The following is a 14,162-nucleotide window of genomic DNA, read 5'->3' on the forward strand; positions in this document are numbered from 1 at the left end:
ACCAACTGTTACACCAGTAACACCAACAGCAGAACCAGCTACAACTATTGGACCAAAAGGTAAAGGACAGTCAGGTAAACCAACATTCAAGGAAGGTGATAGCCGTGTTCCAATGAATGATGATGTTCCAGCAACATTTGACGATGGTTCAACAACTAAGACTATTCCGGGTGTTGGTACTTACACAGTAGCACCAGACGGAACAGTAACCTTCAAACCAGAACCTGAATTTACAGGAACAGCTCCATCTGTTACAGTTGTTCGTGAAGATATGAACGGAACAAAAGCTTCTGCAACATACACACCAACAGTAACACCAGTTACTACATTTGTAGATAAAGAAGGTAAAGCAATTCCAGGATATCCAACAGAAGACGGCGAAAATCCTAAGAAAGATATTCCAGGATACCGCTTCGTAGAGACTAAGAAACTTCCAAACGGCGACACAGAACATGTCTACGAAAAAGTGAAGACTAGTCACAAGGATAAAGACGGAAATGAAATTCCAGGATATCCAACAGAAGACGGTGAAAATCCTAAGAAAGACATTCCAGGATACCGCTTCGTTGAAACTAAGAAATTGCCAAATGGTGATACAGTACATGTCTACGAAAAGATCACAACAACTCATGTTGACGAAAATGGAAACCCAATTCCAGGATATCCAACAGAGGATGGAGAACAACCTAAGAAAGATATTCCAGGATATGAGTTTGTGAAGACTGTTGTAGATGCAAATGGTAACATCCAACACATCTACAAGAAAGTTGTAACTCCAGAAAAACCAGAAGCTCCAGTTAAACCAGCTCCAGCTAAGGAAAATGCTCCTCAATTGCCAAATACTGGTACTGAAGATCATGCTAGCCTTGCAGCTCTTGGTTTAGTAGGTGTCTTGAGTGGATTTGGACTTATCGCTCGTAAAAAGAAAGAAGACTAATCAACTCTGTAAAGTAGTGGAAAAGTCACCTTTCTAATTAAAAACTAGTACATCCAAAGATGTACTAGTTTTTTATCGTTTTGCTTTGTGGCTTGTTTTAAGGATAGAACTATGCTACAATCTTGTAAAATAAACAAGGATATCAAGATATGAAAAGTGAATACCAAAAAATGATTGCAGGAGAACCCTATCACCCGTTCGATCCAGAACTTCGTGCTCTAGCACAAACAGCACGACAAAAGCAAGCTTCCTTTAATGAAGAAGTCGATCCAATAAAAGGTATGGAAATCATCAAAGGATGGTTTGGTTCAACGGGTGAAAACCTCTATGTCAATACTCGTTTGGTAGTGGATTATGGTGTCAATATTCATTTGGGAGAAAATTTCTATTCCAATTGGAATCTGACCATGTTGGATGTTTGTCCTATTACCATTGGCGACAATGCTATGATTGGTCCTAACTGCCAATTTTTAACACCCCTTCATCCGCTGGATCCAGATGAACGAAATTCAGGTTTAGAATTTGGGAAACCAATTACAATCGGCAAGAACTTCTGGGCAGGTGGTGGGGTTATTGTCCTTCCAGGTGTTACACTAGGTGATAACGTTGTTGCAGGAGCAGGAGCTGTCATTACTAAATCTTTTGGTGATAATGTAGTTCTGGCAGGCAACCCAGCACGAGTTATCAAAGAAATTCCAGTCAAAGAGAATTAAAAGAACAGCGAAATGCTGTTCTTTTTTGCTAGAGATTTTTTCTCTTTTTAGCTTTTTTAGTGAGAGCCACATCGCATTCAGCAATGTTGCGTGTAAGATAGCAAGCGACTTGGAAGTCATCGGTATCAGATTTTAGCTCGACTTCATAGACGATTGTTAGATTATCACCTGCGTTAGTGCTATTCATTGTAATCATGTCAACTTCTGAGCAGAATTGGTCAAGAGCTGATTGAATAACTTCCTGTACCTTGTCTTGATTGGCTACCGTGATTGTCAAAAGTCTACGGCGTTGATTGTCAGTTTTAATCTGTTGATTTTCCAAAAGGAACCAAACGCCCAAGATAAAGAGTGTAGAGAGAATAGCCAAGAAGAGGTAGCCTGTTCCGCAAGCCAAACCGATAATCATGGCAAGGAATATGGCAATCAGTTCTCGTGATCCACTCGTTGCTGAACGGAAACGAATTAAACTAAAGGTTCCGGCTACAGCAATTGAGGTGCCCAAGCTCCCATTGACCAGAAAAATAACCAAGGTCATGAGGCAGGGAAGCAAGGTCAAGCTGATAGCGAATTCTCTGGTGTAGAGGGTTCGATATTTGTAAGTCCAAGTGAGAGCTAAACCTAAGGTTAGACTGACTAGAAGTGCCAACAGTAGTTGAAAGGGATCTGCACTTGCAGTGGCGTTATTGAAAATGGAATTAAATAGATTAAGCATAAGAGGTACCTGCGCTTTCTATACTGGGACGAGGAGCATAAGGAAGTCCTTGAGATTTATGGTATGCACAACTGTATTTTGAAAATTTGTGCTCCATCAAACCATACTTGTCTAGAATGTCTTGTAACCACTGGGGCTTGTTTCCAGGGGCCTTGATTTCCATAATCACAGTGCTGTTATCTAAGAGAGGAGCCCCGTGATTTCCCGCGAAGAGACTGACAGTTTCATCTCTATAGACTAGATTTTGGTCAATGGTGATACGGATTTTGTTATAGTCGTAGCCCTCAATAGATTTCTTTTCCTTTAATGAATAACGATAGTAGTAGATGTACATACGAGGCTTGATAGCGAGTTTGTAATCATGCTGAAGTTTTTTCACTTTTTCAATGACGACGGTATCAGTAATGCTAGCATCCAAGTGCCCTTTGGTTATGAAATTGATGATGGAACTAGGAGTTGAGAGCAGTCGGTACTTGCGACCAATCCCTTCTTGGTCCTTAGTTTTGATTTCTAAAAAAACATGATTATCTATTTTAGGTTGGCTGAGATAAGTCCGCATCCGTACCTTTTCTTTTCGTTTGTCGCCAAGATGCTCTTCTTGGAGAATATCAAAGTCTTCTGTATCAAAGTAGATATTTGATATGGTTGAAATTGGATAGTCGTCTTCTACTAAATATTCCTTTAAATCTTGAATCAGTTTGTCTAAAATTTCTTTGGAGACAACATATTTGGTTTCAATCCGTTTAAAAGTTGTTTCGATTGGTTTCATAAGTCCTTCTCCTCTAATCTTAGGTTATACTATTTTTAAACAAGGACGAGCTTGTTTGTCTAGGATTTTAAGGAATTTATCTAAAACTTTTGTTAAATTTAACTTAATTGAAACTAAACTTAAGAAAACTTTCAGAAAAAGTTTAGGCTTATTTTAGGAAAGTCACGTAGACTAAGAGCATGTAAAATGAAAGTCGAGGAAACGAGCATGAAAGCTAAAAAATGGACATTCTTACTAACGAGTATAGCAACTCTAACACTGGTAACAGCTTGTACCCAGTCAACTTCAAATACAAGCGATAGTGCTGCAACAACTACATCCACTACAGATGCTAAGAAAACTAACTATTTCACAGACAAGGACCACGATACCTCCTATGATGAAAAGGCAGCCGCAACTGTAACCTTGTCAGGATCAACAGCGAAGGTATCAGGTGACGGAGTTGCCGTATCAGGATCTACCGTTACAATTTCTAAGTCAGGTACCTATGTGATCTCTGGTCAATCTGATGGAGTTCAAATCAAGATCGAAGCTGGAAATTCTGATGATGTACATATTGTTCTAAAGGGTGTGACCATGACCAATACCAATGCAGCTATTTCCGCTACATCAGCTGGTCATGTTTACCTAACTCTAGCAGATGGCACAACCAATAGCCTCTCAGATTCAGCTTCTAATAGTGATGAAAAAGCTGATGCAGCCCTCTTCTCTAAAGTGGACTTGACCATCAACGGTAAAGGAACTCTCAATGTAGATGGTAAGAAAAACAATGGTATTAAGGCAAATGATACACTTCACATCACAGGTGGAACCTACAACATCACAGCAGTCGGGGATGCCTTTAATGTCAATGATGAACTCAACATTACCGGCACAACCATGACTATCGATGCCAAGGAAGACGGAGTTAAGGTCGACAATGATGAGGACACATCTGTAGGAACCATGTATCTCTCTGATAATACTATCACTGTTACTGCTGGTGATGATGGTATCCATGCATCAGGTGATTTGGTTATCGATAGCGGTACCTATACTGTTAAGAATTCTACAGAAGGGCTTGAAGGTAAGTCTATCACTATTAACGGTGGGGACATTACTATTTACGCGACAGATGATGGTGTTAATGCAGCTAACAAAAACGCCCAACAAAGCGAAATCTTCTTTACTATGAATGGTGGGAACTTGACCGTTGAAGTTGGTCAAGGAGACACTGATCCGATTGACTCAAATGGAAACATTACAGTTACTGGCGGGACTATTAAAATGACTGGTCAAACAGGATTTGACTTTGACGGAACAGCGACCTACACAGGTGGAGATATCTATCTCAACGGTGAAAAACAAACTGAAATCGTCAATTCTATGCCTGGAGGCGGTGGCCCTGGTGGTCAACCATAAAATAAAACTCTCCTTCCTCGAAAGAGAAGGGAGAGTTTTTATGTTTTTAGGACGAGAAAGAATTATTCTCCGTCTTTTTTAAAGATGTTTTTTACTCCAGATACTGCACCTTCGATAGCTTCTTTAGCATCTTCAGCAACTTCTTTTACTTTAGAAACTACTTGTTCAGTAGCTCCTTCAGTTTCAAGTTTTTTGTCGCCAGTTAATTTACCAAAACCTTCTTTAACAGAACCTTTAGCTTGGTTGAATTTTTCTTCGATTGACATGGGTGTTACCTCCGTTAATTTATTCCATCATCTAAAATCCATTAGATAATAACTTAAGTATATACCCTTTAGTATTAAAAAGCAAAAAAATGATACGAAAAGCATCAGTTTATTTTTTAATAGGTTACAATGTTCAATTGACCTTTATCGTATTCAGCGATGAAAATATTAGAAACGTCTTCGAAACCTTCTTCTTTCAATTTTTCTGTTAGCCATTCCTCAGATTTGCCAATGGTTTCTAGGATTTCAACTTGGACAACACTATCGGTAATCACTGGATATTTAGGATTTTCGTCACCCATTTTTACGACTATCAATTGCCCATTTTGCTCAATCACAGCTCTCTTGACATCCTTCAATTGGAAAATTCCTTGGGAGCGCAATTTAAGAGCTACATCTGCCGCTGCAAGACCTTTTGAGCGACAGGCTTCAGGATCTAACTTACCATTTTTAATGATAATCGTAGGTTTTCCGTCAATCAGATGTTTAATGAAGGAAACATTGGTATTCAACCATTTGAGGAGTAAAATGAGAATAGTCCAAATAATGAGGATAACAATGTATTGGATGATGGTGATAGAACTATTGTAGATAACCCCACCGATAATACCCCCGAGAACAAAGTTCTGGATTTGATCTACTGCAGAACTTGGTGCTAAATTTCCTTTACCTGTTACGTTAATAACAAAAACAAGAGAAAGTAGCCCCAAGGCTAATTTAATTGCAATTGTAGCAAAAAAGCTTATCATTTTTCAACCTCCACGAGTTCCACATCTGATTTATAGAGTTCCATCTTTTCTAATAAATAGCTATCTTGGTCAGTCCCACTAATGGCACGATAAAAATTGTCACCTACTTTAATAATCGCCCCATCAGTCACTGCTGATGTGTTGACATAAACATTTTTCTTATCAACACCTAACTCTTTTGATACAATTTCGATGAAGTGCAAGGAACTACGAAATTGATTATCGTTAGATTGGTTGCTTTGAAAATTCGTAATGCTAATCAATACAAAAGCAATTAACGTCAAAATAGAAATGAGCGATAATTCACGGAACTTACTCCCTCTTTTATCTTTGAAAGCCTTAAATGCAAAGAATCCAGTCACAATCACTAAGAATGTCGACACAATAATCATGGTCCAATTCTGTTGACTAATCTGACTGAGAACATAGTCATATGAATAGAATTTCATAAGATTTCTCCCTTTTTTAAATTCAATCTATTATAAACTAATTCCTAAGCTATAGCAATTTTATTATGACGAAAAAAGCATTTAATTGTTGTTTACTATTTAAGATAAGTTTTTCTCTCATCTTGACTTTCGTTTGGCTTTTGTTATAATAGTACAAATTTAGAGGAGGTGTTCTATGATTCAAAAACACGCTATTCCTATTTTAGAGTTTGATGATAATCCTCAGGCAGTTATCATGCCCAATCATGAAGGCTTGGATTTACAGTTACCAAAGAAGTGCATCTATGCATTTTTGGAGGAGGAGATTGACCGCTATGCTCAGGAAGTGGGAGCAGAGTGCGTTGGCGAGTTCGTTTCTGCCACCAAGACCTATCCTGTTTATGTCATGAGTTACAAGGGTGATGAAGTTTGTCTGGCCCAAGCGCCCGTTGGTTCTGCTCCAGCGGCCCAGTTTATGGATTGGTTGATTGGCTATGGTGTGGAGAAAATCATCTCTACTGGCACTTGTGGCGTGTTAACGAATATAGAAGAAAATGCCTTTCTCGTCCCTGTTCGCGCTTTGCGAGATGAGGGAGCCAGCTACCACTATGTAGCGCCTTCTCGTTATATGGATGTACATGTCGAAGCGATTTCTGCCATCGGGCAAGTCTTGGAACAACTAGGTATTCCTTATGAAGAGGTTATGACTTGGTCGACAGATGGTTTTTACCGAGAAACGGCTGAAAAAGTTGCCTATCGTAAGGAAGAAGGTTGTGCAGTTGTGGAGATGGAGTGTGCAGCTCTTGCAGCAGTTGCCCAGCTTCGATGAATCGTTTGGGGACAACTTCTGTTTACAGCCGACTCTCTAGCGGATTTAGAAAATTATGATAGCCGCGATTGGGGTTCAGAAGCTTTTGACAAGGCCTTAGAACTCTGTCTTGAAATCGTTAGTCATATGTGACTGCTTTAACTGTTTTATGGTACAATGTAACTATGTTATTCAAATCATTTTCGGAAAAAATAAACACGACCTTGGGGCGTTTATCACCTGCTCGTCGAATTTTTTTAAGTTTTGCTTTGGTTATTTTCGCCGGCTCTCTTCTTTTGAGTCTGCCATTTGTGCAAGCAACAAGCTCCCAAGCTACCTATTTCGACCATCTCTTTACAGCAGTATCCATGGTCTGTGTGACAGGACTCTTTACTCAACCAGTAGCTGAAACATATAACATCTGGGGTCAATTAATCTGTATGTTTTTGATCCAGATTGGTGGTTTGGGTCTCATGACCTTTATAGGGGTCTTTTATATTCAAAGCAAGCAAAAGCTCAGCCTTCGTAGCCGTGAAACAATTCTGGAGAGCTTTAGTTATGGAGAAACTCAGTCTTTAATGGTTTTCATACGTTCGATTTTTTTGACGACTTTTATCGTTGAAGGACTCGGAGCCTTCTTGTTAAGTTTTCGTTTTGTTCCGGAATTTGGTTGGGGCCGAGGGATTTTTACCTCTATCTTCGTAGCTATTTCAGCTTTCTGTAATGCTGGTTTTGATAATTTTGGAAGTACAAGTTTAGTAGCTTTTCAAACTGATCCGTTGATTAATCTAGTGCTTGCTGCTTTGATCATCACAGGTGGTCTAGGGTTCATGGTTTGGTTTGATCTGGCCACGCAGTTGAGCAAGAAAAAACGTCGGCTTCGCTTCCATACCAAGTTGGTTCTCTTCTTGACAGCAGGAATTTTATTTACTGGAACAGTTTCAACCCTCTTGATCGAGTGGAACAATCCGGGAACGATTGGCAATCTCAGCATCCCTGATAAATTGCTAGTCAGTTTTTTCCAAACAGTTAGCATGAGAACGGCGGGTTTTGCTTCTATTGATTTTACCCAGGCTCGGCCTGTTACTTTGCTGATTTATATCTTACAAATGTTTCTCGGTGGGGCGCCTGGTGGAACAGCCGGGGGGCTTAAAATCACAACCTTCTTTGTATTATTAGTATTTGCACGCAGTGAACTTTTAGGATTACCCCATGCCAATATAGCTCGGAGAACAATTTTACCTCGGACAGTCCAAAAATCTTTCAGTGTTTTTATCATCTTCTTGCTAACTTTCTTGCTGGGCTTGATCCTGTTAGGGGTAACCGCAGAAGGGAATCCGCGCTTTATCTACATCATGTTCGAGACAATTTCTGCCCTTGCCACGGTCGGAGTGACGGCAAATCTGACACCAGAGTTAGGTAGATTAGCTCTTAGCATTATCATGCTACTGATGTTTATTGGACGAATTGGACCACTGACGCTATTAGTTAGTTTGGCTGAGTATCAACCAGATAAGAAAGATATGATCCACTATATGAAAGCAGATATTACCATAGGATAAGAAAGGATAAACTATGTCAGATCGGACAATTGGAATTTTAGGTTTGGGTATTTTTGGGAGTAGTGTACTTACCGCTCTCGCTCAGCATGATATAAATATAATCGCCATTGACGACCATGAGGAACGAATCAATCAGTTCGAACCAGTCTTGGTACGTGGAGTTGTTGGAGATATTACCGATGAAGAGCTCTTGCTCTCAGCAGGAATTGATACCTGCGATACAGTTGTGGTGGCAACTGGGGAAAATTTAGAATCTAGTGTGCTTGCAGTCATGCATTGCAAGAGTCTAGGAGTACCAACTGTTATTGCTAAGGTTAAAAGCCATACAGCAAAAAAAGTCCTTGAAAAAATTGGCGCAGATTCAGTCATCTCACCAGAGTTTGAAATGGGGCGCTCATTGGCACAGACTATTTTATTTAATAACAGCGTTGATGTTTTTCAGTTGGACAAAAATGTCTCGATAGTCGAGATGAAAATTCCACGGTCGTGGGCAGGTAAGAGTCTAAGTGAACTTGATCTTCGAGGACAATACAATCTCAATATTCTTGGTTTTCGTGACTATGAAAATGCTCCCTTGGATGTTCAATTTGGGCCGGATGATCAATTGAAAGCTGATGGCTATATGATGGCAGTAATCAATAACCAATATTTGGATAATCTAGCACACCTCAATGATTAAAAGAGAAATGACCATTCTTTTTTCTAGTGACTATTGAGTCAATATAAGTATTTTATAAGAAGGATTTAAGAAAAATTTTAACTTTTTCTTAATCCTTTTTAATTTTAGGAGATTATACTAGAGCTATCAAAAAAAGAAAACTCTAAGGAGAATCCTATGAAATTCAATCCAAATCAGAGATATACTCGTTGGTCTATTCGCCGCCTCAGTGTAGGTGTTGCTTCAGTTGTTGTGGCTAGTGGCTTCTTTGTCCTAGTCGGTCAACCAAGTTCTGCACGTGCTGATGTCGTCAATCCGACTCCTGCTCAAGTCGTGTCAAACGACGCCTCGGTGAGTGAAAAGGGCGACCTATCAGCAGAGGCTCTAAATAAAGCAGTAGATGTAGATCTTTCTTCAGAACAGTCTAATCCAACACCTCAAGCAAGTGTAGATACGACAAGCTCTTCAGAAAAAGCGGACGCAACTGCTAAAGAGCCAGTAGTAGCAACAAAAGAAGAAGTGCAAGCACAACCTGACTCTAAGAAACAAACAGAAGATGTAGTTAAACCTGTGGAAGGTCCTACGTCTACAGTTTCTGGACAAGACCGTGAAGCCAGTGAAGCGCAACCAGCAACTACTCCAGCTGAAGTCCAAAAAGGCGTGGCTGACAATACTAAAGATACAGTAGATGTCCCAGCTTTTTACTTGGATAGAGCTAATTTCCCAGGACCATTTACAGCTGGTGTCAACCAAGTCATTCCATACGAATTCTTCGCTGGTGACGGCATGTTGACTCGCCTTATCTTGAAAGCATCTGATAAGGCTCCATGGTCAGACAATGGTTCAGCTAAAAATCCCGCTCTCCCACCGGTAGAGAAATTGGGCAAAGGCCTTTACTTCTATGAAGTGGATTTGGCAGGTACTCAAGGTAAATCAGATAAAGAGCTTCTTGACTTCTTGAAACAAAATGGAACGCAAAGTTATAAAGCTACTATTAAAGTGTACGGTGCGAAAGACGGCAAAGCTGACTTAACAAATCTTGTGGCGACTAAGGATTTGGATGTTAATTTGAATGGCTTGACCACTCCAGCTGAAGTGCAAAAAGGTGTGGCTGACAATACTAAAGACACAGTAGATGTCCCAGCTAGCTACCTTGACAAAGCTAATTTCCCAGGTCCGTTTACAGCTGGTGTCAACCAAGTTATTCCATACGAATTCTTCGCTGGTGATGGTATGTTGACTCGCCTTATCTTGAAATCCTCTGATAAGGCTCCATGGTCAGATAATGGAACGGCTAAAAATCCTGCTCTCCCAGCGGTAGAGAAATTAGGCAAAGGCCTCTACTTCTACGAAGTAGATTTGGCTGGCACTCAAGGTAAATCTGACAAAGAGTTACTTGACCTCTTGAAACAAAATGGTACTCAAAGTTATAAAGCTACTATTAAAGTGTACGGTGTGAAAGATGGCAAGGCCGATTTGACTAACCTAGTAGCGACTAAAGATTTGACTGTTAATTTGAATGGCTTGACCACACCAAATCAGGTTAAAGAGTCTGTTGTTAACAATGTCAAAGACATGATTGATGTTCCAGCTAGCTACCTTGATAAGGCTATGGTTCCTGGACCTTTCTTGGCCGGTGTCAACCAAGTTATTCCATACGAAGCTTTTGGTGGAGATGGTATGTTGACTCGCCTCTTGTTAAAAGCCTCAGACAAAGCCCCTTGGTCAGACAATGGAATGGATAAAAATCCTGCTTTATTGCCACTTGAAGGCTTGGCTAAAGGCCAATATTTCTACGAAGTGGATTTGAATGGCAATACGGTTGGGAAAGATGGTCAGGCCTTGCTGGAGCAACTTCGAGCTAACGGAACCCATACATATTCAGCTACTATTAAAGTCTATGGCTCTAAAGATGGCAAACCTGAGTTGACCAATCTGATTGCTACTCGTCAAGTAACGATTCAGCTTCGTGGAAAAGAAATGGCGACAATACCATCTCAACAAGGTCAGATGGATACGAAGCCTTCTGAAACAGGCTCTAAGGGTATGACTGAGGGTATGATGGGTACAAATCACCATATGTCAGATATGAAAGTAGATCAACCAGCTTCTAGCCCAATGGCTAATATGATGAAAAAAGATGATAAAGCGATGCTACCAAATACTGGTGAAGCTCAAACGGCTACAGCTGGACTTGGAATCCTTGGCCTAGCCTTGGCAGGTTTTGTTGGATTTTTAGGTTGGAAAACCAAAAGAGAAGATTAAGGTTCAAATCATTTAAACATTACGGAAAATAGTGTTATACTAAAGCAAGTATAACACTGTTTTTGTCAAAGGAGTGTCAAATGAAAAAGACAATTTTGTTGGTTGATGATGAGATAGATATTCTAGATATTCAAAATCGCTATCTTTTACAGGCAGGTTACGATGTTTTAGTTGCCCATGACGGTAAGGAAGGATTAGAACTTTTTAGAAAAAAATCTATCGACCTCATTATCACAGATATCATGATGCCTAATATGGACGGTTATGATTTCATCAGTGAAGTTCAGTATATTGTTCCTGATCAACCCTTTCTCTTTACAACTGCTAAGACAAGCGAACAGGATAAGATTTATGGATTAAGTTTGGGGGCAGATGATTTTATAGCTAAACCGTTTAGTCCACGGGAATTGGTTTTGAGAGTGAATAATATCTTGCGCCGTCTTAGTCGTGGTGGAGAGAACGAGCAGATTGAGTTTGGTGATTTAGTGATCAACCATGTGACTCATGAGGTTCGCATTGGGGAACAGCCTTTGGAATTGACAGTGAAATCTTTTGAACTTCTATGGATATTAGCCAGCAATCCTGAGAGAGTCTTTTCAAAAACTGAACTATACGAGAAGGTATGGCAAGAGGATTATGTGGATGATACCAATACACTCAATGTTCATATTCATGCTTTGAGACAAGAGTTGAGTAAGTATACGAATTTAAACACCCCTGCTATCAAAACTGTTTGGGGATTGGGCTATAAGATGGAAAGACCGAGAGGTAAAAAATGAAATTAAAAAGCTATATTTTAGTGGGGTATCTAGTTTCGACTCTACTAACGATTTTGGTCGTTTTCTGGGCAGTCCAACGAATGTTGATTGAGAAAAGTGAAGTTTACTTTCTGGTTGGAATGACCTTGATTGCTAGTTTCATTGGCGCTGCAGTGAGCATCTTTCTTTTGTCACCTGTTTTTTCTTCTCTAAAACATTTGAAAAAACAAGCTCAGAATATAGCTGGCAAAGATTTCAGCACAGAAATTGAAACCAAAGGGCCGATAGAATTTCAAGAGTTAGGCCAAGCTTTTAATGACATGTCCCACAATTTACAAGATACCTTTCAATCACTTGATGAGAGTGAGCAAGAAAAGAGAATGATGATTGCTCAGCTCTCTCACGATATTAAAACTCCCATTACCTCCATTCAGGTTACTGTGGAAGGAATTCTAGATGGAGTAATCAAGGAAGAGGAACGACTCCATTACTTAACCACGATTGGTCGCCAAACCGAGCGTTTAAACAAGCTAGTCGAGGAATTGGATGTTTTGACTCTTAACGCTCAACCTCAAGATATAGCTGACGAAGAAGTCGAAGATGTGTTTTTAGATCAGCTGTTGATTGAGTCGATGAGTGAATTTCAACTTCAGATTGAACAAGAGGAGCGAGATGTCTACATCCAAGTAAAGCCTGAGTCTGCGAAAATCAAGAGTTATTATGACAAACTCTCTCGTATTCTAGTCAATTTGTTAAACAATGCATTTAAATATTCAGAACCTGGAACTAGGATTGAAGTTCTTGCTCAATTAACAGAAGAAGAGCTGATAATCAGTGTGAAAGACGAGGGTCAAGGTATTCTTCCTGAAGATTTGGAAAAAATTTTTAACCGACTGTATCGTGTAGAAACATCACGTAATATGAAGACAGGTGGTCATGGATTAGGGCTTGCGATTGCACGAGAACTAGCCCATCAACTAGGTGGTGAAATAACAGCAGAAAGCCAGCATGGAATAGGAAGTACGTTTACATTTCATCTTAATTTGAAATAAAACTAAAAAAATTTCTTTACAAATGTAGTATTTCATGGTACAATAGCCTTTGTGTGAAATAGCAGCAGGAAAGCATGAAGCTCGTCAACAGGTGTCTTATAACAAGTAACCTTGGCTGTTTAGGCGAAGGGCATCTGCACGAATCAGGGCTTTCTAAGTGACTATTTCCGCCGAAATTATATCTATATTAGGAGGACATACATATGTCACGTTATACAGGACCATCTTGGAAACAAGCTCGTCGCCTTGGCCTTTCACTTACAGGTACAGGTAAAGAATTGGCACGTCGTAACTACGTACCAGGACAACACGGACCAAACAACCGTTCTAAATTGTCAGAATACGGTTTGCAATTGGCTGAAAAACAAAAACTTCGTTTCACTTACGGAGTGGGTGAAAAACAATTCCGTAACTTGTTCGTACAAGCTACAAAAATCAAGGGCGGAATCCTAGGTTTCAACTTCATGCTTCTTTTGGAACGTCGTTTGGATAACGTAGTTTACCGTCTTGGTCTTGCGACTACTCGTCGTCAAGCTCGTCAATTCGTAAACCACGGTCACATCCTTGTTGACGGAAAACGTGTTGATATCCCATCATACCGCGTAACTCCAGGTCAAGTAATCTCAGTTCGCGAAAAATCATTGAAAGTTCCAGCAATCCTTGAAGCAGTTGAAGCTACTCTTGGACGTCCAGCATTCGTATCATTCGATGCTGAAAAATTGGAAGGTTCATTGACTCGTTTGCCAGAACGTGATGAAATCAACCCAGAAATCAACGAAGCGCTTATCGTTGAGTTCTACAACAAAATGCTTTAACTTTAAGAAATATATTACAGAAAGCCTACAACAGTGGGCTTTTTGCTTTGTAAAAAACAAAAAATAAGAAAAATTTATCTCAAGTTCTTGACAAGATTCTAAAAGTGGGTATAATAGAAAGAGTTGAAAAAGCTCAGGTCCGTTGGTCAAGGGGTTAAGACACCGCCTTTTCACGGCGGTAACACGGGTTCGAATCCCGTACGGACTATGAGTGTATCGCGGTTGATGGAAATAGGATTTAAAAAAAGTTAAAAAAACCTGTTGACAGT

General features: G+C 39.8%; 14 protein-coding genes, 1 tRNA gene and 1 pseudogene. 11 read left to right on the forward strand and 5 right to left on the reverse strand.

Features of this window, described 5'->3' with window-relative positions; genetic code table 11:
- On the forward strand, positions 1-937 hold a 937-nt coding region (locus O3643_RS08195; RefSeq protein WP_371501094.1), incomplete at its 5' end, for an LPXTG cell wall anchor domain-containing protein.
- A gap of 149 nt (positions 938-1,086) precedes the next feature.
- Positions 1,087-1,650, forward strand: a complete 564-nt coding sequence (locus O3643_RS08200; protein WP_371501096.1) for a sugar O-acetyltransferase — start codon at positions 1,087-1,089, stop codon at positions 1,648-1,650.
- A 28-nt stretch (positions 1,651-1,678) separates the two neighbouring features.
- On the opposite strand, the gene O3643_RS08205 is transcribed toward O3643_RS08200, so the two are convergent.
- The gene (locus O3643_RS08205) at positions 1,679-2,362 is read right to left on the reverse strand and encodes a DUF4956 domain-containing protein (RefSeq protein ID WP_371501098.1); all 684 of its coding nucleotides are present in this window, start codon (positions 2,360-2,362) and stop codon (positions 1,679-1,681) included.
- Positions 2,355-3,131 carry a polyphosphate polymerase domain-containing protein gene (locus tag O3643_RS08210; protein ID WP_371501100.1) on the reverse strand — a complete coding sequence of 259 codons (777 nt, stop codon included), beginning with the start codon at positions 3,129-3,131 and terminating at the stop codon, positions 2,355-2,357. The genes O3643_RS08205 and O3643_RS08210 overlap by 8 nt, the downstream gene beginning before the upstream one ends.
- 207 nt (positions 3,132-3,338) lie before the next feature.
- Here O3643_RS08210 and O3643_RS08215 point away from each other — a divergent pair, with 207 nt between their 5' ends.
- Positions 3,339-4,532, forward strand: a complete 1,194-nt coding sequence (locus O3643_RS08215; RefSeq protein WP_371501102.1) for a carbohydrate-binding domain-containing protein — start codon at positions 3,339-3,341, stop codon at positions 4,530-4,532.
- Between the two features lie 62 nt (positions 4,533-4,594).
- Here the strand turns inward: O3643_RS08215 and O3643_RS08220 are convergent, their stop codons facing one another.
- The 3 genes from O3643_RS08220 to O3643_RS08230 all read right to left on the reverse strand — a co-directional run bounded on the left by O3643_RS08220 (position 4,595) and on the right by O3643_RS08230 (position 5,996).
- Entirely contained in the window at positions 4,595-4,798 is a 204-nt protein-coding gene (locus tag O3643_RS08220; protein WP_371501104.1) for a CsbD family protein, read from the reverse strand.
- A gap of 116 nt (positions 4,799-4,914) precedes the next feature.
- Entirely contained in the window at positions 4,915-5,547 is a 633-nt protein-coding gene (locus O3643_RS08225) for a DUF421 domain-containing protein (protein ID WP_371501106.1), read from the reverse strand.
- A complete protein-coding gene (locus tag O3643_RS08230; protein WP_371501108.1) occupies positions 5,544-5,996 on the reverse strand; it encodes a DUF3290 family protein in 453 nt (150 codons plus the stop codon). The genes O3643_RS08225 and O3643_RS08230 overlap by 4 nt, the downstream gene beginning before the upstream one ends.
- 175 nt (positions 5,997-6,171) lie before the next feature.
- Between O3643_RS08230 and O3643_RS08235 the strand changes: the two are divergent.
- The 8 genes and pseudogenes from O3643_RS08235 to O3643_RS08270 all read left to right on the forward strand — a co-directional run bounded on the left by O3643_RS08235 (position 6,172) and on the right by O3643_RS08270 (position 14,101).
- Positions 6,172-6,936: pseudogene (locus O3643_RS08235) on the forward strand (nucleoside phosphorylase).
- Between the two features lie 32 nt (positions 6,937-6,968).
- Positions 6,969-8,345 (forward strand): TrkH family potassium uptake protein, encoded by a 1,377-nt coding sequence (locus O3643_RS08240; protein ID WP_371501110.1) that lies wholly within the window; start codon positions 6,969-6,971, stop codon positions 8,343-8,345.
- A 13-nt stretch (positions 8,346-8,358) separates the two neighbouring features.
- The gene (locus tag O3643_RS08245; RefSeq protein WP_371501112.1) at positions 8,359-9,024 is read left to right on the forward strand and encodes a TrkA family potassium uptake protein; all 666 of its coding nucleotides are present in this window, start codon (positions 8,359-8,361) and stop codon (positions 9,022-9,024) included.
- Between the two features lie 156 nt (positions 9,025-9,180).
- Positions 9,181-11,268: an SSURE domain-containing protein gene (locus tag O3643_RS08250; protein ID WP_371501114.1), complete on the forward strand. Its 2,088-nt coding sequence runs from the start codon at positions 9,181-9,183 to the stop codon at positions 11,266-11,268.
- Between the two features lie 80 nt (positions 11,269-11,348).
- A complete protein-coding gene (locus O3643_RS08255) occupies positions 11,349-12,047 on the forward strand; it encodes a response regulator transcription factor (protein WP_371501116.1) in 699 nt (232 codons plus the stop codon).
- Complete coding sequence (locus O3643_RS08260) at positions 12,044-13,078, forward strand: sensor histidine kinase (RefSeq protein WP_371501118.1); 1,035 nt, start codon at positions 12,044-12,046, stop codon at positions 13,076-13,078. The genes O3643_RS08255 and O3643_RS08260 overlap by 4 nt, the downstream gene beginning before the upstream one ends.
- Before the next feature lie 203 nt (positions 13,079-13,281).
- Entirely contained in the window at positions 13,282-13,893 is a 612-nt protein-coding gene (gene rpsD, locus O3643_RS08265) for a 30S ribosomal protein S4 (protein WP_004253981.1), read from the forward strand.
- A 136-nt stretch (positions 13,894-14,029) separates the two neighbouring features.
- Positions 14,030-14,101, forward strand: a tRNA-Glu gene (locus tag O3643_RS08270).
- Positions 14,102-14,162 lie beyond the last annotated feature (61 nt).

Source organism: Streptococcus sp. 20925_1_44, from assembly GCF_041432435.1.
Lineage (GTDB): Bacteria > Bacillota > Bacilli > Lactobacillales > Streptococcaceae > Streptococcus > Streptococcus infantis.